The sequence below is a fragment of the Mesorhizobium sp. M4B.F.Ca.ET.017.02.2.1 genome (assembly GCF_003998955.1).
In the GTDB taxonomy this organism is placed as follows: Bacteria; Pseudomonadota; Alphaproteobacteria; order Rhizobiales; family Rhizobiaceae; genus Mesorhizobium; species Mesorhizobium abyssinicae.
Genome location: NZ_RZOF01000040.1, coordinates 1 through 22,108, shown reverse-complemented (window position 1 = coordinate 22,108; position 22,108 = coordinate 1). Strand labels below are relative to the sequence as shown.

At 65.6% G+C, this 22,108-nt stretch carries 18 protein-coding genes; 6 read left to right on the top strand and 12 right to left on the bottom strand.

The window, feature by feature from the left end; translation table 11 throughout:
- Positions 1-19 precede the first annotated feature (19 nt).
- The 5 genes from EN738_RS07975 to EN738_RS07955 form a co-directional block, all read right to left on the bottom strand.
- Positions 20-1,288, bottom strand: a complete 1,269-nt coding sequence (locus EN738_RS07975; protein ID WP_127283221.1) for an O-antigen ligase — start codon at positions 1,286-1,288, stop codon at positions 20-22.
- A 252-nt stretch (positions 1,289-1,540) separates the two neighbouring features.
- On the bottom strand, positions 1,541-2,368 hold the full coding sequence (locus EN738_RS07970) for an SDR family NAD(P)-dependent oxidoreductase (RefSeq protein WP_127283220.1): 828 nt from the start codon (positions 2,366-2,368) through the stop codon (positions 1,541-1,543).
- Between the two features lie 15 nt (positions 2,369-2,383).
- Entirely contained in the window at positions 2,384-2,923 is a 540-nt protein-coding gene (locus tag EN738_RS07965) for an acetone carboxylase subunit gamma (protein ID WP_127283219.1), read from the bottom strand.
- 5 nt (positions 2,924-2,928) lie between these two features.
- A complete protein-coding gene (locus EN738_RS07960) occupies positions 2,929-5,124 on the bottom strand; it encodes a hydantoinase B/oxoprolinase family protein (RefSeq protein WP_127283218.1) in 2,196 nt (731 codons plus the stop codon).
- Positions 5,125-5,138: 14 nt separating this feature from the next.
- A complete protein-coding gene (locus tag EN738_RS07955) occupies positions 5,139-7,280 on the bottom strand; it encodes a hydantoinase/oxoprolinase family protein (RefSeq protein ID WP_127283217.1) in 2,142 nt (713 codons plus the stop codon).
- 110 nt (positions 7,281-7,390) lie between these two features.
- On the opposite strand from EN738_RS07955, the gene EN738_RS07950 reads away from it, so the two are divergent.
- The 5 genes from EN738_RS07950 (at position 7,391) to EN738_RS07930 (ending at position 13,765) form a co-directional block, all read left to right on the top strand.
- Positions 7,391-8,170: a LuxR C-terminal-related transcriptional regulator gene (locus tag EN738_RS07950; RefSeq protein WP_127283216.1), complete on the top strand. Its 780-nt coding sequence runs from the start codon at positions 7,391-7,393 to the stop codon at positions 8,168-8,170.
- 57 nt (positions 8,171-8,227) lie between these two features.
- Positions 8,228-9,190, top strand: a complete 963-nt coding sequence (locus EN738_RS07945) for a TIR domain-containing protein (RefSeq protein ID WP_348629078.1) — start codon at positions 8,228-8,230, stop codon at positions 9,188-9,190.
- A gap of 201 nt (positions 9,191-9,391) precedes the next feature.
- Entirely contained in the window at positions 9,392-10,042 is a 651-nt protein-coding gene (locus EN738_RS07940; protein ID WP_127283215.1) for a bifunctional DNA primase/polymerase, read from the top strand.
- Positions 10,039-12,159: a glycosyltransferase gene (locus EN738_RS07935; protein ID WP_127283214.1), complete on the top strand. Its 2,121-nt coding sequence runs from the start codon at positions 10,039-10,041 to the stop codon at positions 12,157-12,159. The genes EN738_RS07940 and EN738_RS07935 overlap by 4 nt, the downstream gene beginning before the upstream one ends.
- A gap of 40 nt (positions 12,160-12,199) precedes the next feature.
- The gene (locus EN738_RS07930; RefSeq protein WP_127283213.1) at positions 12,200-13,765 is read left to right on the top strand and encodes a glycosyltransferase; all 1,566 of its coding nucleotides are present in this window, start codon (positions 12,200-12,202) and stop codon (positions 13,763-13,765) included.
- 20 nt (positions 13,766-13,785) lie between these two features.
- Here EN738_RS07930 and EN738_RS07925 read toward each other — a convergent pair whose 3' ends face one another.
- From EN738_RS07925 to EN738_RS07895, 7 genes are all read right to left on the bottom strand, one after another.
- A complete protein-coding gene (locus tag EN738_RS07925) occupies positions 13,786-14,778 on the bottom strand; it encodes a glycosyltransferase family 10 fucosyltransferase (RefSeq protein ID WP_127283212.1) in 993 nt (330 codons plus the stop codon).
- 94 nt (positions 14,779-14,872) lie between these two features.
- A complete protein-coding gene (locus EN738_RS07920; RefSeq protein WP_127283211.1) occupies positions 14,873-15,460 on the bottom strand; it encodes a DUF1349 domain-containing protein in 588 nt (195 codons plus the stop codon).
- 121 nt (positions 15,461-15,581) lie between these two features.
- Positions 15,582-17,021: an aldehyde dehydrogenase family protein gene (locus tag EN738_RS07915; RefSeq protein WP_127283210.1), complete on the bottom strand. Its 1,440-nt coding sequence runs from the start codon at positions 17,019-17,021 to the stop codon at positions 15,582-15,584.
- A 174-nt stretch (positions 17,022-17,195) separates the two neighbouring features.
- Positions 17,196-17,681 (bottom strand): hypothetical protein, encoded by a 486-nt coding sequence (locus EN738_RS07910; RefSeq protein WP_127283209.1) that lies wholly within the window; start codon positions 17,679-17,681, stop codon positions 17,196-17,198.
- A gap of 122 nt (positions 17,682-17,803) precedes the next feature.
- Positions 17,804-18,697: a sugar phosphate isomerase/epimerase gene (locus EN738_RS07905; protein ID WP_127283208.1), complete on the bottom strand. Its 894-nt coding sequence runs from the start codon at positions 18,695-18,697 to the stop codon at positions 17,804-17,806.
- A 22-nt stretch (positions 18,698-18,719) separates the two neighbouring features.
- The gene (locus tag EN738_RS07900) at positions 18,720-20,096 is read right to left on the bottom strand and encodes a carbohydrate kinase (protein WP_127283207.1); all 1,377 of its coding nucleotides are present in this window, start codon (positions 20,094-20,096) and stop codon (positions 18,720-18,722) included.
- A complete protein-coding gene (locus EN738_RS07895; protein WP_127283206.1) occupies positions 20,093-20,875 on the bottom strand; it encodes a DeoR/GlpR family DNA-binding transcription regulator in 783 nt (260 codons plus the stop codon). The genes EN738_RS07900 and EN738_RS07895 overlap by 4 nt, the downstream gene beginning before the upstream one ends.
- 183 nt (positions 20,876-21,058) lie before the next feature.
- Here EN738_RS07895 and EN738_RS07890 point away from each other — a divergent pair.
- A partial coding sequence (locus tag EN738_RS07890) for an FGGY-family carbohydrate kinase (protein ID WP_127283205.1) occupies positions 21,059-22,108 on the top strand: 1,050 nt, incomplete at its 3' end.

The window sequence follows — 22,108 nt, the reverse complement described above, 5'->3', positions numbered from 1 at the left end:
TCTCAACGAGAGCAGGCGCTCAGCCGCTTGCGGGCTTCGCTTCCTGGATAGCGACGCGCGCGCGCTGCGGCCGCGCCGCCACGGGCGCCGGGCGCAACTTGAACAGGCCGTAATAGACGACGAACGAGGCCGTGAAATACGGGCCGAGGATCTCGACCTCGAAGAAGGAGCGGAGCAGCATCAGGCCCACCGCGCCGGCAAGCACGACCGAATCGACGCGCCAGTCGCGCAAGATCACCGACGAAACGTGTCCCCAGAAGGACCGCAGGATGACCAGGGCAATGAGCGTCACCCCGACGAAGCCAAGCTCGACCAGCGTCTCGATATAGGTGTTGTGGAAGTGGAAGCCGGTGCGGGTGGTGATGTAGAACTCGGCCCACAGCCGCTCGGCCTCGGCGAAGCCCTGCACCCAGTAGGCGGCGTAGCCATAGCCGAGAATCGGGAATTGCTGCGCGGCCTCCCAGCCCTGCTCCCACAGATAGGTGCGCCCGGTAAGCGTCGAATCCTTGCCGAAGAGGCCGAGCACGAAGTCGAGCAGGCCGAGATTGAGCGCAGCCATGACCGCGCCGACCAGCGCGCAGGTGCCGACCGTGAACAGCACCCGCCGATAGCGGCGCGACAGAACCTTGCTCACGCCGAGCAGCAGGACGACGCCGACGGCCGCCGGCAGCGACGCCACCGAGGTGGCGGAATGGGCGATCGCCAGCATATAGAGGGACAGCAGGCCGATCGGCGCCGTCCACACCAGGCTCTGCCATCCGCGCCGGTAGAAGATGGCAAAGACAAAGCAGAAATAGAGGCCGAGCGAGGCGAAGAAGCCGACCTGGTTCTTGGAGCCGAAGGCGCCGACGAAATTGGTGGTCCCGTCGATGGTGTCGAGCGCGTAGCCGCCGACGCGCAGCGAATAGAGCAGCACGAGGAAGATGCCGATCAGCGAGCCGACCACCAGCGTGCGGACACTGACCGTGCGCGCGGCGACATAGGCGCACAATATGTGCGAGAAATACTGCAGCGCCGCCCGCGCAGTTGTGCCGGGCGCATGCGACCAGAACACCGAGAAGCAGATATAGGCGGCGAACAGCAGCGGCAGCCAGGCGTCGGAGAGATGCCGCAGGAACCGCCGGTAGTCGACCAGGATCAGCGGCAGCCAGACCGCATAATAGGCGAGGATGAGAACCTTGCCGAAATTCGTGGAATAGGCGAAGGCGATGACCGAGATGGCAACGGCAAAGGCGCCGTAGACGGCATTCCTGTCCGGATCGATCAACAAGGATTTTGGAATCTTCATATCCCTACCGGATATCTCTTTCGCTGAGCCCTCGGGAGCGGGCTGTCAAAGGCCGGTGCGAAGCCCCGGGGCATTCCCGATCCGGGCTTCCATTGTGCAGTGCAATATAACTTACCGTCCTATCGTGCGGCACTCAACGGCAAATGTTGTCGCGGGCAAATGAGCGCCTGCAAGCCATATGGCACAAACGCATGGCGCGAATGCGGCGACGGCGCGTGTCGAGGCACAGCCGGCCACCCTCGCGCGCCGGCGCTACCACAAGGCGCCGCCGGTGATCTGGATGTTTTCCATGGTGATGCCCCTGGCGGCGTCCGAGCACAGGAACACCGCGAGCGCGGCGATCTCCTGCGGCTGCAACATGCGGCCCTGGGGATTGCCCTTCCTGAGTTCGTCCATCGCCTCCTCGACGCTGCGGCCCTTGCCTTCGCGCGCCACCACCTGGGCGACGTTGCGGCGCATCAGCTCGGTCTCGACCCAGGTGGGGCTGATCATGACGCAGGTGACGCCGTGCAGCGCGCCTTCCAGCGCGACGCAACGGGTGAGGCCGAGCAGGCCGGCCTTGGAGGCGCAGTAGGCGGGATTGTCCTTCCAGCCGACGGTGGCGGCGGTGGAACCGATGTTGACGATGCGGCCCCAGCCGCGCTCGATCATGGCGGGCAGCACGGCGCGAGTGACGCGGAAGGCGCCAGTAAGGTTGGTGTCGACGATCTTGTCCCAGAGCGCGTCGGAATGACCGCAGACCGGCTGCTCGGCGGTGGTGCCGGCAGCGTTGACGAGGATATCGATCGACCCGAGCGCGGCTTGCGCCTCGGCAACGAAACGGTTGGTGAGATCGCTGTCGCGCACGTCGAGATGCGCGGCGTGCACCCTGGTGCCATGCGCGGCCAGCGCCGAGCGGACGCGTTCTATCTCTTCGGCGCCGGGATAGTAGGCGGCATCGGTCCCGCCCGAATCTGGAGCGGCCACGTAAGAGCCGACGGCGACGCTTGCCCCGGCCTGGGCGAGCGCGGTGGCGATGGCGAAACCCATGCCGGAAAAACCGCCGGTGACGATCGCGCTGCGGCCGGACAGATTGGTCATCGAGCACCTCCGGGATCAGACGGCTGCATAACCTCCCCGCCCATCGCCATCAACCTCCGTGCTTGACGGCTCCAGCGGCTTGCCCAGCCAGTCGCGATAGAAGCCTTCGAGGTCCGGCTCGAAATCATGCACGATCGGATAGCCGGGCGCCGCCGCCTCGACCTCATGCAGCGTGCCGCATTCGGGGCAGATGAATTCCCGGATCTCCATCCATTCGGGATCCGGCAGGTCGCTGTTCGGATAGATTTCGCGCAGCGTCTCCTCTGTATCGCGCACGATGATCGCGGCCTTCAGCTTCCAGTTCCGGCGGTAGTCGCCGAAGGAATGGCCGCATTCGCATTTCGTCACCCGCTCGCCACCGCTCTGGCAGATGAAGAGGTGGTCGCCGACCGGCAGCAGGATCGGATCCTTCCAGCCGACGCGATCCTGCAGCACCGCGACATACTTGAAGAAGCGGTCGTCGTCCTTGTAGGCGCTCATGATGCGACGCGTCTGCGGCCAGGGCAGCGTGCCGGCTACCAGATCGGCGATGACTTCCTTGCTGTATGAGGTCATGTCCCCTACTCCACGCCGAAGGTCGATTGGGCATCGACATCCCAGAAGGTCGAAAAATCCCTGGTGAAGCGCGCGGAAAGCTTGATCGCGCTGGCATACATCTTCTTCACCTCGGGCGCGAAATCGGCGGCCTTTACCCGCTCGCGCTCCTTGGCCATCCACTCCGAAACGGGCTTGGCGCGCGCCAGCCGCTTGGCCCGCATCTCGGCGCGATGGCGCTTGGTGGCTTCGATATTGGCGACCGGGAAGCCCTCCCCGTCCTCGTCGAGCACGATGCCGAAGATGCCTTCCGCCGCTTCCCTGGTGAGAAAACCGTTCTCGACGTCCCAGGCGGTCTTGAGCGGATCACGCTCCAGCACGTCGCCGTAACCGCCGCCGCCATTGTAGGAATGGGTAAAGACGTCGCCGGTCTTGTGCGGTGCGGTGATGTATGGCCCTTCCATCGTCACATGCTGGCCTTCGAGCCGCACCTCCAGTTCCGAGCGATACGGATTGGTGCCGGTGTGGTGCGCCAGCGGCGCGCCTTTTTCGGCAAGCTCGAAGATGTTGGTGTCGCGCACCGCGCGATGTTTCTGGCAGGTCGGCGCCGGATAGCCGCCGCACAAGCCGCCATTGTCGAAGACGCGCGAGGAGTGCTCGGAGGTGACCAGCCGCAAATGGTCGGTCTTCGAAACCAGCCAGGTCGACAGGAAGGAACAGCCGCCGCGATATTTGCCGGCGCCGCCGGAATTGGGAACGATGGAGCGGCCGATATAGAGCATCGGCATGTTCTGTTCCCAGATCTCGATATTGCCCATGTCGGATTCCGGGTTCCAGCCGACATAGGCGGTGTCGAGACCGTCCTTGATGGCAAGTGCGCCGGAGCCGGCGGCGGCGCATTCGAAATGCGCCATGCCGAACAGCGTGCCGTACTGGCTCTGGCCGCCCATCTCGATCATCGGGCTGTTGACCTGGCCGACGAAAGCCTCCTCGACGAAGCCGCGGGCGATGAAGGAGCGCGACAAGAGCCGCTGGAAGACGCCATAGGCGGGCAGCAGCAGCGCCCAGGAGGTGGCGGTCGCCACCATCTCGTTGTCCGGATTGGTCCAGGTGCCGTGCGGCAGCTTCAGCTCCGTCGCCATCCAAGCGCCGTCATTGACGAGACCCTCGAAATTCATGTGCTGGGTCAGGGTCACGAACATGCCGCCATCCATGCCGGCCGGCGTGCAGTTCATCGAATGGTAGCCCCAGGGCTGGGTGCCCTCGAAGTCCATGATGATCTTGCCGTCGGTGGTGATCTCCATCTCGATCGGCATGTTGTAGAGCCAGTCGGGATCGCCGAGCGGCTGGTAGCCCGGCTTGCCGGCGGTGACGTGGCCGTAGAAGGTGTGGCCGCGATAGATGCCGGGCACGGTGAGCTGGCGCGTACGGGCGAGCTGGGCGCGACGGCCCTCCTCGATGAATTCCTTCGAGACCTGCATCCAGTAGTCGAGACCGATCTCGTCGATCAGCGCCTTGACGCTCTCGCGCATGTCGATGCAGGAGGCGACCTTGGCCTTCTCGTCCAGCACCCAGTAGATCGGCATTCTGAGATTGCGTTCGCAGCGGATGACGTAGTCGCGCCTGAGCTCGTCGTTCTCGCCGACCTTCTCGGCGCAGACGAACAGGCCTTCGGTGAAGCGCTCCTGCGCCAGCGCCACGTCGCCGCCGGGCGTGATGCCGCCGGCCTCCAACTCGTGGCAGACGGCGCCGGCCCAGCCAACGAGCTTGCCGGAATGGAAGATCGGCACCACGTCCATCACGTCCGGCACCTGCACGGTGCCGATGAAGGCGTCGTTGTTGGCGAAGATGTCGCCGTCGCGGATTTGCGGGTTCTCCTCGTAGCCGTTGCGGATCATCCATTTGATGAAGCGGCTCATCGTGTGGACATGCACCATGATGCCGTTGGAGAGCGCGATCGCGTCGCCTTCCGGCGTGTAGATGGCGACGACCATCTCGCCGACCTCGCGCACGCCGGGCGAGGCCGAGATGCGGCGGGCCATCTCGCGCGCCGACACGCAATAGGCGCGCAGCTTGGTGTGCAGCGTCTCGAACTTCAGCGGGTCCTGGTTGCGCAGCTCGAGCTCGGTGATGCCGTCATAGCAGCCGGTCTCTTCCATCAGCCTTTCGGATTCGATCAGCCGCTCGCGGATGCGGAGCGCGGAGGCGGGTTTGTCCAGCATGGCGTTCGCCCTTCTCAAGCGTGGGAGTAGTGGAGCAGCGTCCATTCATCGACGAAGACGCGGTCCTGCGGGTGGACGACGAGCGTCGTCGCCGGATGTTCGATGATGGCCGGGCCGATGACTTCGTGGCCGGGCTGCAGCAAGTCCATCTCGTAGAGATTGGCCTTGTGCCAGCGGCCGCCGATATAGGCTTCGCGCACGCCCTTATGGGCAGAAGCCGGATCCGGCTTGCCGAGCGGCCGCTTGACCAGCATCGGTTTGACCTTGTCGGCGGTGGCGGTCAGCCCGAGCTCGGTGATCGAGAAGCCAGCTTCGCCATAGCGCGAGACGCGGTGGTTGACCTTGGCGTAGACCGCCTCGAACTCGGCGATGACCTTGCGCATGTCGTCGGCCGAAGCGATTGCCGACAGCGGCGCCATCACCTCGACATCCTCGAGCTGGCCGGTGTAGCGCATCATCAGGAACGGCACGGTCCTGACCTTGTCCAGCGCATGGCCGTCGGCAACCATTTCGTCGACCGCCGCCCTGGTCAGATCGTTCCAGACGGCCGTGACCTTGGCGCCGAAGGCCTGCAGCTCGTCGTCGCTGGCGCGCGCGCCGATGTCGATCTGCGTCGACACCGAATGGCGGCGCATGAAGTCGGCGGTGGTGCAGCCGAAGGCCGAGAAGGCTGCGGCGAACTGGAAGGTGATGATGTCCTTGAAGCCGATGCCCCTGGAGCAGCCGGCCAGATGCAGCGGCCCGGAGCCGCCATAGGACAGAAGCGTGAACTCCGACGGATGGATGCCTTGTCCGGAGATGACGCGGCGCAGCGCGTTGTTGGCGTCGGCCTCGAGCATCTCGATCATGCCTTCGGCGGCTTCCTCGACGCCGACGCCGAGCACCCGCGCGCATTTCTCCTCAAAGGCCTTCCGCGCCTTCTCGACCTGCAGCACGACCTTGCCGCCGAGGAAGTAATGCGGGTTCAACCGGCCCAGAATGGCGTCGCAGTCGGCGATGGTCGGCTCGGTGCCGCCCTTGGCGAAGCAGATCGGTCCGGGATCGGAGCCGGCGCTTTCCGGTCCGAGCGAAACCTTGCGGGTGAGCGGATCGACCTTGAGGATCATGCCGGCGCCGGCGCCGATCGTATCAAGATGCAGCGTCGGCACGTTGAGCTTGAAACGGTCCATCAGCGGCTCGTTCTCGATCCGCGTCTGGCCGCGCGTGATGACGCCCATGTCGAAGGAGGTGCCGCCCATGTCCGAGCAGATCAGCGAGTCGTTGCCGATCAGCTTGCCGACATAGGCAGCACCCAGGATGCCGCCGATCGGCCCGGAGATCATGGTCTCGTGCAGGCGAGGATGGTTGATCGAGGTCAGGCCGCCGAACGAGAGCAGCGTCTGCACGCCGTATTTGAAGCCGTATTTCTTGGAGACGTCCTCGATGCCCTTGAGCTGCTTGCGGCCGCGCGAAGTGGCGTAGGCCTCGATCAGCACCGAGTTCAGCCGCGACTGCTCGCGGATGACCGGACGCACCTGATGGCTGGTGTAGACGAGGATGTCGGCGCCGGCGGCGGCGATTTCCTCGCGGCAGATTTCGGCGATGCGCTTCTCATGCGCCGGATTGACGTGCGAGAAGACGGTCATGATGCAGATCGCCTCGACCTTGTCGGCGATCAGCTTCTTGGCCGCCGCGTGCGCCTCGTGCTCGTAGAGCGGCAGGATGACGTCGCCGAACTGGTCGATGCGTTCTGTCACGCCATGGGTGCGGCGGCGCGGCACCAGCGGATCAGGATGATGGTGGGTGACCGCATGCAGGCGGTCGGCATAGGAATAGTCGGCCCAGGCCTGCAGGCCGCGGCCCATCAGGATCATGTCCTCGAGGCCTTTGGTGGTGATCAGGCCGAGCTTGCGGCCGGTGCGCGACAACAGCGTGTTGAGCATGCCGGTGCCGGAGTAGAGCACCACGTTGACGCCCGAAAACAGGTCCTGCAGCGAGATGCCCCAGGCATCGGCCGCGTCCTCTGCCGAGTCGAGGAAGCCCTCGGCCTCGTTCTTCGGCGTGGTCGCCGACTTGCCGATCTTGAAGTGACCGTCCTGATCGACAAGGATCGTGTCGGTCATGGTGCCGCCGGCGTCGATGCCGATGACGATTGGATTGGTGGTGATCTGGTCCACGGGTCGCTTTCCCTTGCCGAGAATGACCGCAGGCTAGATTCGGTCGGCCCGATCGCGCCATATGCCTAAAGACACAATGACGCTTGGGCCGGGTTCGCCGAGAAAAGGGCATGCGCATGGGCACTATCTGGGCGCCGCTGGCCAGGGCGATCGCCGCCACCGGCACGGACCGGCATGTCGACTGCCTGATCGACCTGATCGGCGCCGACATCGCGCATGACCTGGTCACGGTCACCCGCTATTCGGCGACGACGACGCCCGAATTCGTCAAGCATCGGCGCTTTTCGGACGAGATGGTGCGACGCTATCTCGCCAGCTACTACATCTTCGACCCCTTCTATGCCTCCTGGCGGCAGGAGCGCCGGCTGGGCATCCTGCCTCTGAAGCATTTCGCCGACGACAAGGCCAAGCGCGGGCAATACATAGCCGGTTTCCTGGCGCAGTCGGAGATCTGCGACGAGGTCGGCATCATGCTGGCCGACGGCGGCGACTGGTGCCTCGGCATCTTCCTCGATCGCTCGACCGCGTCGTTCAAGGACAGCGAGATCGCGCTGCTCGTCGAGCGGTTGCCGGTTTTCGAGGCACTGCATGCGCTCGACATCAAGGCGCGCGGCAGCGCGTTTTCCCGAACATCGACCCCCACAAGCCCCGGTGCCTCGCCTCAGCAGAAACCGACTGTCCCGGCGAGCCTCTGGCCGGAACTTTCGCTGCGCGAAAGAGAGCTGGTCCAGCTGGTGCTGGCCGGGCATCCGACCGCCAACATCGCCGGGCGCCTCGGCATCACCGTCGGCACCGTCAAGAACCATCGCCGGCGGATCTATGAGAAGCTCGACATCACCACCGAGCGCGAGCTGTTCCTGCAGTTTTTCCAGCACCGGACAGAGAGATAGCGGCAACACGTCATCGCACTGCCGTCGTTGCAATGAGATAGGTCATCCGCCTACGCTATGGTGAGTCTTCGTTGCGCCGGAGGGAACGGAATGGCCAAACCTCGAATCTTCCTCGGTTCGTCGGGAAAACAGAAGAAGCTGTTGCAGGCGCTGACGCGCGGCCTCGAGGACATCGCCCATGTCGAGCCGTGGACGACGGTTTTCAATCCAGGAACGACAACGCTGGGGCGCCTCCTCGAGCTGACGCGCGAGGTCGACTTCGCCGCGTTCGTGTTCGCCCAGGACGACTGGACGAGCGCGGGCCAGCCGGAATCGACCGCCACTGTTCCCGCCCAGGCTTCGCCGCGGGACAATGTGGTGTTCGAGGCCGGGCTGTTCGGCGGGGTGCTGGGGATGCGGCGGACATTCATCCTGCATGCCAATGGCGCCAAGCTGCCGAGCGACCTGCTCGGCCTGACGTCGGTACGCTATGGCGAGGCCACGAGCGCCGCGGAGACGCGGGCGATCAACCAAAAACTGCGGAACGCCATCGAAAACGAGGGACGCGTCGCCCGTATCGAGGGATTCTGGTGGCAATTTTCCCTGACGGAGCGCACAGCGAGGGAGCCTTCCGCCGTCAGTCTGCTGAAAGTTTCGCGGGACCGCAATGGCGCGCTGGAGCTGAACGGCCGCTCATGGCAGGAGAATGGCAGCCTGTCAGCCAGATACTGGAGCGAGGCGACGAAGGAGAAGGGCGAGTCTGCTGGCATCTTCTACTATTGGAACGGCGAACGGCCCCTCGACGCAAACGCGCCGCAGCTCTACGGGACAGGCGAGATAAAGCTTGAGTCCGCCGATCGTGCATCCGGGTACTTCACGACGCGTTCGGACACCAACTCGGAGGTGAATGCACGAACCTCCGGCGTCTATTTGCGCGCCGATCCGGAGGACCTGACCATCCTGGACGGAAACGACAATCAGCGGCGCGTGGAATTGATCGCCGAGCGCCTGAACCACTGGAAATCGATCAAGAACATTTGAATTGGGTTCCCGCCGGTCCACCCGACAGCCATAGACGGCGGCCTGAACGCGGTCGCGCCCGATCGAGATGCCTGCACATTCGCGTGAAGGGACTGGAAGCGGAAAGGGGCCAGGCGGCGGCGAATGCGCCAATGCTTGACGAACGGGCTGTTCGGCTAAAGAGATTGGGCAGGGAATTCATGGTCGCGGAACATTTGTCGGATGCAGCCCCGAATACTGACCGACTACGCAGTCCGGCTGCTGACGCAGGGCTATGTCTGCCTGCCGCTTCGTGCCGGCGGCAAGCATCTCGACCTCGCGGCGATGGGCTATGACCCCTTGCATCTGCCCAGCCAGCGCAAGGATCTGAAAGAGCTTGCCTTCTGTTCTATAAGCTTTCAGCTGTCGCAGAAACCGCCAAGTGCCGACGATGTCGGACGCTGGTTTGACGACTTCTCCGGCAATGTCGGCCTGCTTGCGGGACTGGCCAATCTGTTGATCCTGGATTTCGACGACATTGCCGCCTACCTGAGCTGGCGCCGCCGCCATGACGCCGTGGCAAGCCGCACACCGGTGGCAAGATCGCCGAGCGGCTTCCATGTCTATCTGCGGACGCGCGAGCCGATGGTGTCGTCGAGCCTCTATTGCGGCATACGCAGGATCGGCCACCTCAAGGCGCTTGGCGGCTATATCGTTGCCAGCCCCTCCGTGCTGAGGGACGGCTCATCCTATAGCTGGCTGGAGGGCCAGTCGCCCTTCGATGTCGAGCCGCAGCCGATCGAGAGCCTTGCCAGCCTGTCGCTGCGCCAGGTCTCGCCGTTCAAGCACTATTACGACCACATGCTGAAGCGCGGCTTCTTCGAGCGGCAATGAGCAGGGAAGCAGCCGCTGATATCACGGTCGTCATTCCGGCGAAGAACGCCGTCGCGACGATCGACGCCGCGCTGGGCAGTCTTGCCCCCGACGGCGCGCTGATCCGCGAGGTCCTGCTCGTCGACGATGGTTGCGACGATCGGACGGCGATTGTCGCGGCCGAAAGCGCGGTGCGGCACGGCTTGCCGCTGGAGGTCGTGGCCGGGCGCTTCGGCGGGGCGGGCGCCGCGCGCAATGCCGGCATGGCGCGCGCATGCGGCAGGTTCCTGTTCTTCCTAGACGCCGATGACGAGGTGATCGAGGGCGGCCTGACGCAACTGCGTGAGGCGTTCGAGCGCCATCCGAAAGCAGGCCTCGCGGTCGGGGCCAGCATCCGGCGCACGGCGGGGCGACCGGACAAGATGAAGACACCGCACGGCTACGGCAGCGACAGGACCGAGAATACCCGGCGCTACCTCCGCAACGAGCTGTGGCCGATCGCCATGGGAAGCGCGCTGGTGGCGCGAGCGGCGACGGCCGGCATCCGCTTTCCGGAGGCGATCGGCCTCGACGAGGACACGTGCTTCTGGACAGCCGTTCTGGCGCGCGCCGACGTCATCAGCATCGCGGCGCCGGTGCTCCTCTATCATCTCGACGAAACCAGGATGGCGCGGCGCTTCATCACGGCGCCGCGCGCGACGTTCCTTGCCGTAGCGCTGGCGCTGAACCGGCTCGCGGCTCACGGCGTCGACCGGAAGGCGCTGCAGTGGCGAAAGGCCTGGATCGCGCAGCGGATCGCGCGCCAGCTGATCAAGCACAGGATGATTGCCGACGCGGGCGGCATGATGCGGGCCGTGCGCGCGCACGAAGCGTTGGGCCGAGCCCGGAAGGCATGGCAATACCGCGCCCGCATCCGCCTGGCGCGGCTGGCCCCGGCAAGGCCCCCGGCGCCATCGCTTCCGGCATCCGGCAGACCGAGGCGGACCCTGGTGGTTTGCCACGAACCGGCCTTCCCGCCGGTGTCGGGCGCCGATCTGCGGAATTTCGACAATGCCATGGCGGCGGCCGAACTCGGACCGGTCCGCCTCGTCTCGATCCAGCCACGGGCCGATGATGCGCAGCCGCTCGTCAGCGCTATCCGCGTGGCGGCGCTGACGAATGCGGGCGAACCGCGCGCTCCGGCGCTCGGCTGGCGGCGAGCCAGGGGCGAGGGCCGGATTCCGCGCCCTGCGCTCACCCGCCTCAAGGCGCTCGTTCGCGAATTTCGCCCCGACACCATCATCGTCGAGGGCATTGCGCTGTTCCGATTGCTTCGGCCGCTGCGACCGCTGGCCGGGCAGCTCGTCCTCGACATGCACAATGTCGAATCGGATCTCGCCGGACAATTGGAGCGGGCCGATGGTTCGCCGGTCAGCGCGCCCGGCCTCAACCGCCTCGAGCGAAAGGCCGCCGGGATCGTCGACAGGATCTGGGTCTGCTCTCGTCTCGACCGTGAAAGGCTGTCTTCCGGAACGGCGCCGATCGACGTCGTTCCGAACGGCATTCCGCGGGCCGAGGCCATGCCGGCGGCGTTGCCGGCGCAGCCCACGTTTGCAGACGGGTTTCCGGTTGTTCTGCTTGTCGGCCATCTCGGATACAGGCCGAATGTCGAAGCCGCCGAGCGCCTGGTGCGCAACATCCTGCCGCGCATCCGGCAGGCGCTGCCGGCGGCGAGCGTTGTCCTTGCCGGCCGTTCGCCCAAGCCGGCCGTGCGGGCGCTCGCCGGGCTGGACGGCGTTTCGCTCGTCGAGGAACCGGGCGACACCAGGCCACTCCTGGCCAAGGCTCACCTCAGCATCGTTCCGCTGTCGTCGGGCGGCGGCACGCGCATCAAGATCCTTGAGGCGATGGCTTGCGGCGTTCCGGTGGTGGCGACGCCGCTGGCCGTGGAGGGCCTCGATCTGATCGAGGACGAAGAGGTGCTGCTGTCGGAGTCGGACGAGGGGCTGGCGGATATGGCGATCGCCCTGTGCAGCGACCCGGCCCGCCTCGCCCGACAGCGCGCTCGCGCGCATGCGACCGTCTGGGCACGATTCGGGCCGCAAGCTATAAGAGACGCCGTCCGCGACGGCCTTGGACCGGACGGAGCCGGCCAATGACGACAACAGCGTCTTCAGCGTCCCGCCCGATGAGCCGCCGATGATCCCCAAGATCCTGCACCAGACCTGGAAGACCGACAGCATCCCGGACCGCTTCCAGGCCTATGTCGAGAGCTGGAAGCGGCTTCATCCCGACTGGACGGTGATGTTCTGGAATGACCGGATGCTGCTCGAATTCGTCGCCCGGCACTATCCGGACTTCCTGCCGATCTTTTGCAGCTATTCGCAAGGTGTGCTGCGCGCCGACGCGGGACGCTATCTGCTGCTGCATCATTTCGGCGGCGTCTATGCCGACATCGACTGCGAATGCGTGGCACCCTTCGACCTCTTGACGGGCGAGGATCGCATCGTGGTCTGCAGGGAGCCGGACACGCATGCGCGGGTGCAGGCGGGTTTCCGCGGACTGCCTTACCTGTTGTTCAATGGTACGATCGCCAGCCCGCCCGGTCACCCGTTCTGGCTGCATCTCCTGTCCTTCCTGCCGGGATTGGCCCACGCCAAGGAAGCGATCGACGCGACCGGTCCCAGCGTGATGACCTCCGCCCAGCTCTGCTATGGCGATCCATCGGCGTTCGCCATCCATCCTTCGGCGCTGTTCGCGCCGGTGGACTCGTCGGGGTGCAGAGACGGCGACGACGGGCCGACGCTGTCCATTCACCATTGGGCGGGCACATGGTGGACGCCCATGCCGGCGCCGCGATGGCGGGACAGGGTCCGCACTCAGGTCTACCGATACTGGCACCAACTGAGCCGTGGCGCGTATCTGGATGAGGTGACGGCCAAGCGCAGCGTCAGCCAGGCGGTGCTTTCGGCGCCGCCGCCGACGGGCCGCAACGTCGCCATGCTGGTGCCGCTGCGCGACGCGGCCGACCATATCCGGCCGTTTCTCGACGCCGTCGGCGCGCTCGACTACCCGAAGGACAGGATCAAGCTGGTCTTCTGCGAGGGCGACAGCGCGGACGGAAGCTGGGAACGATTGCAGCGGGCGGTGGCGCCGCTTGCCGGGACATATCGCGACATCGTTCTGCTGCAGAAGCAGACGGGCATCAGCCTCGATCGCGCGAAGCGGGCGCGGCCAAAGCTGCAGCGCCTGCGGCGCGGCGCCATCGCCAAGGTGCGCAACCACCTGATCGACCATGGCCTGGCGCCGGATGATGACTGGGCGCTCTGGGTGGACATCGATGTCTGGCGGTTCCCGGACGATGTTCTAAGCCGGCTTGTCGGAACCGGTCATCGCATCGCGGTCCCGCATTGCGTGAAGATAGCCGGCGGCGACAGTTTCGACCTGAACTCCTTCATCAGCGTTCGGCCGGAAAAGGACTATCGCTACTATCGCCAGATCCATGGCGGCCTCTACCAGCCGCCGGCGCGCTCCTACAGCCGCCTCCATCTCAGCGATCTCAGGCATCTCGACATTGTCGGGCTCGACGGTGTCGGCGGAACCATGCTGCTCGTCGACGCGGCCCTGCATCGCGGCGGTCTTCGCTTTCCCGAAATCCCCTATCGCGACCTGATCGAGACCGAAGCCTTCGGCGTGCTGGCCAACGAACTGGGCATCCGGCCGGTCGGCCTGCCCAAGCTCGAAATCCTGCACGTGCCGTGGTGAACGGCCGTGCCCGCCCCGCATCAACGGCGACGGTGCGCCTTCCGCCAGCGGCGCAGCCTGGTGCGCAGGAAGGAGAGGCCGCCAAACGGCAGTGTCGGCCGGCCGGCCGACAGGCCCTGACCTTGCTGAAGGCGCTGATGTATACGCTCGGCCAGCCGGCATTTTGCCGGCGTTTCCAGGAGCGCCAGACGGCTGGCGAGGGGCCCCGGCAGCGGTTGGGAGCGCCAGGCGAAATAGGCCTCATAGGCCTGAGGCGTCTCCAGCAGATGGCGGAGATAGGCGGCAAGCTCGGCCGGCGTGCCGAACGCGGTCGCGTCGATGTAGGAATTGGCAGGGACGAACTCGCCGACATTGGGGGCGCCGAGATAGACCGGCACGCTGCCTGCACAGAGCGGATCGAAGATCTTCTCGGTGACGTAGTCGGGCGCGATCGAATTCTCCAGCGCCAGGCAGAAGTGGTATCGCCCTATGGTCTCGATCTTGGTCCGCGATCCGAGATCGGGGCCTTCGATCTGTCGCGTGGGACGATAGCGGCCATAGGAATCGACGCCGATATGCCCGGCAAGCTCGGCTGCGAACGCCCCACGGCCGCTAAGGTCGATGCTTGCGGACTGGAAACGCACCACCGGGGCGCTCTCGGTCTTGGACGGTATCGCGCTGTTGCGTATCGCCTCCCACCAGCTCGCCTCCTGAAGATAGGGTGTCCAGATGTCCGATCCGGACTCGTGCGTCATCGTGAGATCGAAATGCCGCATGAAGCCGGGAGCGGCGGCACGTGGATAGTTCTGCGGGTTCTCCATCGACCACGCGACCCATGTCTGGCCGGTATATTTGCGGGCGTCGCCGATCTCGCGGTAATCCGGAAGGTGGAACACCACCGCCGCGGCTTCGGCAAGGCGGCGGCGGTCATTGGTCCATTCGACTGGCACCGCGCAAGCGGGGATGGCCGATATGTCGACCGGCTTGCCGAAGAAGGTCGTGTAGAAAAGGATGAGCGGTTGGTTCGATGGCATGAAGACGCTTTCAAAGCGCGGGAACCGCTTCCGTATACGCTTTGGACCCAGCTTCGGGGAAGGACCTCCGATTATCCGCTCGGCCAAGCCGGCCCTAGTCGTGAAGCTCCCTGGCAATGGGCGGACCGATCGAAAAATCCGAAAAGGTGACCTCGAAGCCTTCACGCTGCGGCGAGCAGCACATCATGCCGACATCGACCGATTTCGAGGCCGGGAAATAGGCGAGCCGCACCGGCTTCCAATGGCCGTCGGCGGCGTCCAGATACTGGATGCGGATAGCCTCGGCGTGGCGGGTCAAACGGATCCTGACGCCGTTGGGATCGGCAGCAATGCTGACCAGCGACCAGTCCGAGGTATCGTTGGTAACGACGACCGAGAAATAGGCCAGCCCGTCGGTGTATTCGATGCCCGCCTTGATCCAGTGCGTTTCGCTTAGCCGCACCATCAGCCCGGCCTGGTCGTAGAGCACCCGATAGTCGCCCTTGACCGTGACCTCGGCGCTGAAATCGCCGGCGACCGGCCGATAGAGGAAATGGCCGTTGTCGCGCCAGAAGCCATAGAAGGTCTCGCGCCAGAAGTCGGTCTCCTTGCCGGTGCGCACATGCACGGCGCTGCCGGCAAAGGCGTGGTGCGGCGGCGGGTTGAGCCAGGTCAGGTCCGCTTTCCAGTCTGTCGTCGACATGCTCGCCTGCCTGGTTCCTTTCGTCGTCGCCAGCCTGCCTTATTGCTTTGACGCAATTCCGGACGGAAGGCTACGGCGAAGTCGCCGAGCCCAACCGTTTCACACTTTTCCTGGAATTGCTTTAGCCGGCGAATGTATAGGCCGTCTTTACTGTGGTGTAGAACTCCATGGCGTAGCGGCCCTGCTCGCGCGGGCCGTAGCTCGAGCCCTTGCGGCCGCCGAACGGCACGTGGAAGTCGACGCCGGCGGTCGGCAGGTTGACCATGACCATGCCGGCTTCCGAATTGCGCTTGAAATGCGTGGCGTGCTTGAGGCTGGTGGTGCAGATGCCGGAGGTCAGGCCGAACGGCGTATCGTTGGCAACCGTCAGCGCCTCGTCATAGTCCTTGACGCGGATGACGTTGGCGACCGGCCCGAAGATCTCCTCGCGCGAGATGCGCATGGCATTGGTGGCGCCGACAAACAACGCCGGCTGCAGGTAGAAACCCGGCGTCTCGCGGCCCAGCCGCTCGCCGCCGAAGGCAAGCTCGGCGCCTTCCTGGCGGCCGATGGCGATGTAGTCCTCGTCCTGTTTCAGCTGCGTGGCGTCGACGACCGGTCCGATCTGGGTCTTGGCGTCGAGCGCATCGCCGATGACGAGCTTCTCCATGCGCTCCTTCAGCGCGGCAACGAAGCGGTCGTGGATGCCGTCGGTCACAACGAGGCGAGACGAGGCCGTGCAGCGCTGGCCGGTGGAGAAATAGGCGCCGTTGAGCGCGCAATCGACGGCGACCGCCAGATCGGCGTCATCGAGCACGACGAGCGGGTTCTTGCCGCCCATTTCGAGCTGGAACTTGCGCATGTGCTCGACGCTGGCGGCGGCGACGCGTTTTCCCGTGCCGACCGAGCCGGTGAAGGAGATGGCGTTGACGTCCGGGCTGTCGAGCATGGCCTGGCCGACCACCGAGCCCTTGCCCATGACCAGGTTGAGCACGCCCTTGGGCAGGCCGGCGCGGTGCAGGATGTCGACGATGGTCCAGGCGCTCTCCGGCACCAGCTCGGCCGGCTTGAAGACGATGGTGTTGCCGTAGGCCAGCGCCGGCGCGATCTTCCAGGCCGGGATCGCGATCGGGAAATTCCACGGCGTGATGATGCCGGCCACGCCGACGCCCTCGCGGGTCATCTCGACGCCGACGCCGGGCCGCACGCTCGGCACCAGTTCGCCCGCCAGGCGCAGCGTCTCGCCGGCGAAGAAATCGAAGATCTGGGCGGCTCTTATCGTTTCGCCGATGCCTTCGGCCAGCGTCTTGCCTTCCTCGCGGGCGAGCGCGCGGCCGATCTCGTCTTTGCGCGCGGTGATCTCGTCGGCAGCCTTCCTCAGCACCGCGTGGCGGGCGAGCGGCGCCGAGCGCGACCAGGCGGGGAAGGCCGCCTTGGCGGCGGCGATCGCCTGGCGCGCCTCATCCGGTCCGGCAGAGGCATATTCGCCAACGACATCGCCGGTGTTGGAGGGGTTGATGTTGCGGGAGCCGGCCTCGCCCACCCAGTCGCCATCGATGAGGTTCTTACGAAACAGGGTCATGGTCTTTCCTTGTGAAGCTTTGCTGGCGGCCTTGTCCGCCGCGGTCATCTCTCAGTCAAGCCATTTATCAGACAAATGATGACAGCGAGAAGGCGGGCATGGATCGGAATAGCCGATGGCGCGGGCCGATGAAAGCCCGCGCCTGTCCGCCTTGCCGAACCGACATATGGGTGGTCAGGCCGGGAAGGTCCAGAACAGGCAGGCCAGCGTCGCCGCGGCAAAGACGACGAAGAACAGGCTTCTCAGCAGGATATTGCGGCGTAGCTCGTTCATGGCGAGGTGGGCCGCAACGATGGCCGCAACGAACAGGAAGCGCCAGTTGACCAGCGCCCACAGCACGCCGCCCTGGCCGAAGGCCCATCTGGCGACGAGGCAGCCGACGATGGTGGCAAACAGCGCGACCGTCGCCCAGAACAGCGCATCGGCGGCGTTGGTAAGCACGATGCTGGCGGCGCGCAACGGCAGGATCATCATCAAGAGCGCGCTGAAGAAATAGACGGCGGCTAGCGGAATGAAGGAGCCGGCATCGGCGATGCCGTCGAGGCGCTTCACACCGAAAGCGCCGTAGGGATAGCCGTGCCTGGCGACCGCAAGCGAAAGCGCCATGAGCAGGGCGGTGAGCACCGCGACCAACGCGAAAGTGGTAAGGGCCTTGCTCATGCCGTTCCTGCTCCTGCTCTCCGGGCCATGACCGGGACGAATCAAACAGGGACGATCTTAATCGAATGCGGTCGTAAAATTACCCGCAAGCTTCAAGGCAGCAGTAGGTGCCAGCCGGAGCCTCAAGGCCTCTGCGTCGCCGTGACCAGCTCGGCCTTGCGCCGCGCCGTCTCCATCCCGACTGCGATGAAGCGGCGGGCATGGCGGGCGAGCTCCATATTGTCGGTCCACAGATTGCGCCAGATCGCCGTCTTCTTCGACAGGTTCTCGTCGACGATCTCCGAGGAGAAGGATTCGAAGCTGAGGTCGTCGTCGTAGCCGATGGCGGTCAGCGCATCGAAGATCCCAGCGAAGTCGATGCTGCCGGTGCCGAGGAAGCCGCGATGGCTCTCGCCGATATGGACATAGCCGATCTTGCCCACGGCGTTGCGGATGGCCAGGGCGGCATCGGCCTCCTCGATGTTCATGTGGAAGGTGTCGAGGTGCAGGAAGATGTTGTCGGAACCGGTGTCCTCGATGAAGGCCAGTCCCTGCGCGGCGGTGTTGAGCAGATTGCTCTCGAAGCGGTTGACGATCTCAAGGTTGAGGGTGACGCCGGCGGCCTTGGCCGTCTCCGCCACCTTGGCCAGCGTTGCGGCGCTGCGGGTCCACTGGTCGCGCGTCGGCGCCTCGGTCTGCAGGCCGTGGCTGGTCGACAGTATGCCGCCCACCTTGCGGCCGCCGAGATCGCGGGTAAGCGCGATGGTGCGGTTGAGGATGTCGACGCCGCGCGCGGCGACCGTCCTGTCGGCGCTCGAGATATCGCCGTCGGCCGGCAGCCCGATGCTGATCGCGACGCCAAGATCGAGATCGGCGATGCGCCTGGCGAGCCGGCCGATATCGACATTGGCGGGGTCGAGATAGGAGAACTCGATCAGGTCGAAGCCGGCTTCCTTCGTGTTGGCCAGCGTGCGCTCGAGATCCGCTTGCGCCGAGCTCGCCGACCAGACGAAGGAGTGGATACCAATGCGCGCCATGATCGTCTCCATCTGCTCAAATCTATCGTGCCGCAGTGCGGCCCTTGCCGTTCTCGGCGCCGATCGCAAGATCGCGCCAGCGATCACGATAGCCGGCTAACCCGGCAAAGTGCGCGGCATCAACGGGCTCCGGCGTTTCGGCCGCCATGCCTCGGCCGGCGCTCTCGAAGGCGAGTGCGGCGGCGCCCGTGGCGCTGCCTTCCAGCGTGGCGCCCTGCAGGAAGGGCTGACCGGGCCGTAGCTGCGCCAGCAGGCTGGCGAGCAGGCCGCCCGCGTTCAACCCGCCATCGACGATGACGGTGTCTTTGGAATGGATCAGGTCGAGCGACAGATCGACCATCAGCGCCACATAGAGCAGTGCCACCGCAGCGCGTCCTTCGCTGTCGGGCGCACCGCCGATCACTTCGCCGACGCGACCAGGCATCGGACCGCCCGGCGCGAAGCTGGGCAGGGCCATGATGCCGGCGTCGATCACCCGCTGTATCGAAGCCGGCGATATCGCGCCTTGCCAGCCGGCGCTGATCACCGCGAATTCGCGCCCACCCATGAAGCGGATGGTCGGCACCGGACCGCCGTCGACATCGATATTGACCAGCATGTCGCGGTCACGGTCGAGCGCGTCCAGCGGACAATCGGGGTTGAGCACGACCACCCAGGTGCCGGTCGAGACCACGGTGAGCGATCCAAGCTGTTGCCGGCGATAGGCATGGAGCGCGGCATTGGAGTCATGGACGCCGTTATGGATGGCGACCGGCCTGCCGGCCTTGCCAAAGTTCCGCTCGCCGATAACGGCGCCGGCGCGCCCGAAGGCAGGCATGCGGACGCGCCAGCCCTCGGCGTCGACCAGCGAGGAGAAGTCGCGCCGGCGCGGCGCCCACAGATGCGAATGGCAGCCGAGATAGGACACTTCCGAGACGGCGCGGCCGCCGAAACGCCAGCTCCAATATTGCGGATAGCCGAGGATCGATGTCGCCGAGGCGAAGGCGCCGGGCTCGACCTCGTTCAGCCACAGCATGTGGCGGCCATAGTTGAAGCCGAGCGGCAGGCGCGGCGAGAAGGTCTCGGAGAAATCCGGGATGCGGCGATCGATGCGCGCCGCGACCTCGGCAGGCGGCTCCTGCTCGTAGTCGAGGATCGGATGCGTCAGTGCCGTATCATCGACCAGGGCGAAGGTGCAGCCATGGCCGGAGACCATCAGCCCTTCGACGCCGTGACTGTCGACCGCTTCGTCGACGGCAGCGAGCGCCCAGTCATGCAGTGCCGCCTGGTCGAGCACGCTGAAGTTGCCCGCATGTGTCCAGACCGGCTTGGTCCGGCGCTCGCCGAGGATGCGCCCGTCCTCATCGAAGACGAACAGCTTCGAATTGGTCTTGCCGAAATCGAGCACGGCCAGTTTCACCGGATGGCTCCCGAGGACGTGGCGATGCGGACCGCGACGCCGGCATCTTCCAGCATGCGCGCGTCGGTGTCGGACAGGCCGTCATCGGTGACCAGCGTGCCGATGCGCGACAGCGGCAGCGCGACATTGCGGGCATGGATCGACAGCTTGCGGCTGTCGGCGAGCACCACGATCTGGTCGGCGCACAGGCTCAAATCGACGATCGAGCGGACCAGCAGCGGGTGCGATTCCAGCACGCCTTCCTGGCTGAGCCCCTGGGCGCCGAGGAACAATTTCGAGGCGTAGAAAGGTGCCGCCTGGGCGAGCGAATGGATGATGCCGGGCTCGCGATGCAGGTCGCCGCCGGCGATCGTCAGGCTGCAATGGCCGTGATCGCTGAGATAGGCGGCGAGCGGCATGGAATTGGTGAAGAGGCGGATGTTGCGGTCGGCAAGCCTGACGCCGAGATGGAAGCAGGTCGAGCCGCCGTGGACGATGATCGCCTCGCCGTCGCGCACCATGGTCGCGGCAAGCGCGGCGATGCGCCGCTTGGCCTCGACCGCGAGATCGCGGTTCTCGTCATAGGGCCTGGCGTAGGCGATGCCGGCCTGCGCGACGCCATCGAGTGCCGAGATGCCGCCATAGACCTTGCGCGCCTCGCCGGCGCCGTCAATCTTGTCGATGTCGCGCCGGATCGTCGCCGCCGAAACGCCAAGCCGCTGCTGCAGCTCGCGCACCGAGGCGAAGGGGCGGTCCCGCAAGATCTCGACGATCTGACGCTGACGGCCGGAGTCGCTCAACTTTTCCTCCCGGATGTCGCTTGGCGTAACTTACTCAAGCTGTAGGCGCCAGCAAAGCCATTTCTGACGAAGGAAGATCATGATTGACGTAGATCGCTCGCATCTGCGATACCGACGTCGGTTCCCTTGCAGGGATTTCGAGCGGAAAGCGCGACGCGGCCGGCAGTTGCGAAGGACAGCGACATGGCGCCATTGGCCATAGGCATCGACATCGGCACCTCAGGCGCGCGCGCCGTCGCCATGCGTCCGGATTTCTCCATCGCCTCGCACGCCGCCGTGCCGCTCGACCGCTTTGGCGCCAACGGCCGCGACCCCGCCGTCTGGTGGACGGCGGTCGAGGCGACATTGAAGGAATTGCTCTCCGGCATCGACCGCGCGGCGGTGCGTTCGATCGCGGTCGACGGCACCTCGGGCACCGTGCTGCCGGTCGACTCCGCCGGGCGGCCGCTGGCCGAGCCACTGATGTACAACGACAAGGTTTTGGACGACGCGATCCTCGCCGTGATCGCCCGCGGGGCGCCGGAAGCAAGTGCGGCACATGGCGCGACATCGGGCCTCGCCAAGGCGCTGGCGTTCCAACTCGTGCCCGGCGTCGCCAGGATGCTACACCAGGCCGACTGGATCGCCGGGCAATTCTCGGGCCGCTTCGATGTCAGCGACGAGAACAACAGCCTCAAGACCGGTTACGATGTCGAGGCCGGCCGCTGGCCGGACTGGATCGCAGCGACCGGCATGCGCATGGAACTGCTGCCCAAAGTCACCAGGCCGGGCAGCGTGGCCGGCAGGCTCACCACTGAGGCAGCCGAGCGGTTCGGCCTTGCGCGCGACGTCGCGGTGGTCACCGGAACGACGGATGGCTGCGCCTCGTTCCTGGCCACCGGCGCTACGACCGCCGGCGAGGGCGTCACCGCGCTCGGCTCGTCGCTCACCATCAAAATCCTCTCCGACCGGCCGATCTCGGCGCCACGCTACGGCATCTACAGCCACCGGCTCGGTGATGCCTGGCTGGCGGGCGGCGCGTCGAATTCCGGCGGCAAGGTGCTTGCCCAGCATTTTTCCGTCGCGCGCATCATCGAGCTGAGCGCCGCGATCGACCCGGCGACCGAAACCGGCCTCGACTACTATCCGCTCGGCATAGCCGGCGAGCGCTTCCCCATCGCGGATCCGGCACTGCCGCCGCGGCTCGAGCCGCGACCCCAGTCCGAAGCCGACTATCTGAAAGCCATGCTGGAA

What these genes read in the sequence shown, in the direction of transcription:
- EN738_RS07960 (WP_127283218.1), bottom strand. Translation starts at nt 5,124, where the DNA reads ATGCTGGACAAACCCGCCTCCGCGCTCCGCATCCGCGAGCGGCTGATC.
- EN738_RS07905 (WP_127283208.1), bottom strand. Translation starts at nt 18,697, where the DNA reads ATGGCGCGCATTGGTATCCACTCCTTCGTCTGGTCGGCGAGCTCGGCG.
- EN738_RS07970 (WP_127283220.1), bottom strand. Translation starts at nt 2,368, where the DNA reads ATGACCAATCTGTCCGGCCGCAGCGCGATCGTCACCGGCGGTTTTTCC.
- EN738_RS07965 (WP_127283219.1), bottom strand. Translation starts at nt 2,923, where the DNA reads ATGACCTCATACAGCAAGGAAGTCATCGCCGATCTGGTAGCCGGCACG.
- EN738_RS07935 (WP_127283214.1), top strand. Translation starts at nt 10,039, where the DNA reads ATGAGCAGGGAAGCAGCCGCTGATATCACGGTCGTCATTCCGGCGAAG.
- EN738_RS07975 (WP_127283221.1), bottom strand. Translation starts at nt 1,288, where the DNA reads ATGAAGATTCCAAAATCCTTGTTGATCGATCCGGACAGGAATGCCGTC.
- EN738_RS07930 (WP_127283213.1), top strand. Translation starts at nt 12,200, where the DNA reads ATGATCCCCAAGATCCTGCACCAGACCTGGAAGACCGACAGCATCCCG.
- EN738_RS07920 (WP_127283211.1), bottom strand. Translation starts at nt 15,460, where the DNA reads ATGTCGACGACAGACTGGAAAGCGGACCTGACCTGGCTCAACCCGCCG.
- EN738_RS07940 (WP_127283215.1), top strand. Translation starts at nt 9,392, where the DNA reads ATGCAGCCCCGAATACTGACCGACTACGCAGTCCGGCTGCTGACGCAG.
- EN738_RS07945 (WP_348629078.1), top strand. Translation starts at nt 8,228, where the DNA reads ATGGTGAGTCTTCGTTGCGCCGGAGGGAACGGAATGGCCAAACCTCGA.
- EN738_RS07950 (WP_127283216.1), top strand. Translation starts at nt 7,391, where the DNA reads ATGCGCATGGGCACTATCTGGGCGCCGCTGGCCAGGGCGATCGCCGCC.
- EN738_RS07910 (WP_127283209.1), bottom strand. Translation starts at nt 17,681, where the DNA reads ATGAGCAAGGCCCTTACCACTTTCGCGTTGGTCGCGGTGCTCACCGCC.
- EN738_RS07925 (WP_127283212.1), bottom strand. Translation starts at nt 14,778, where the DNA reads ATGCCATCGAACCAACCGCTCATCCTTTTCTACACGACCTTCTTCGGC.
- EN738_RS07915 (WP_127283210.1), bottom strand. Translation starts at nt 17,021, where the DNA reads ATGACCCTGTTTCGTAAGAACCTCATCGATGGCGACTGGGTGGGCGAG.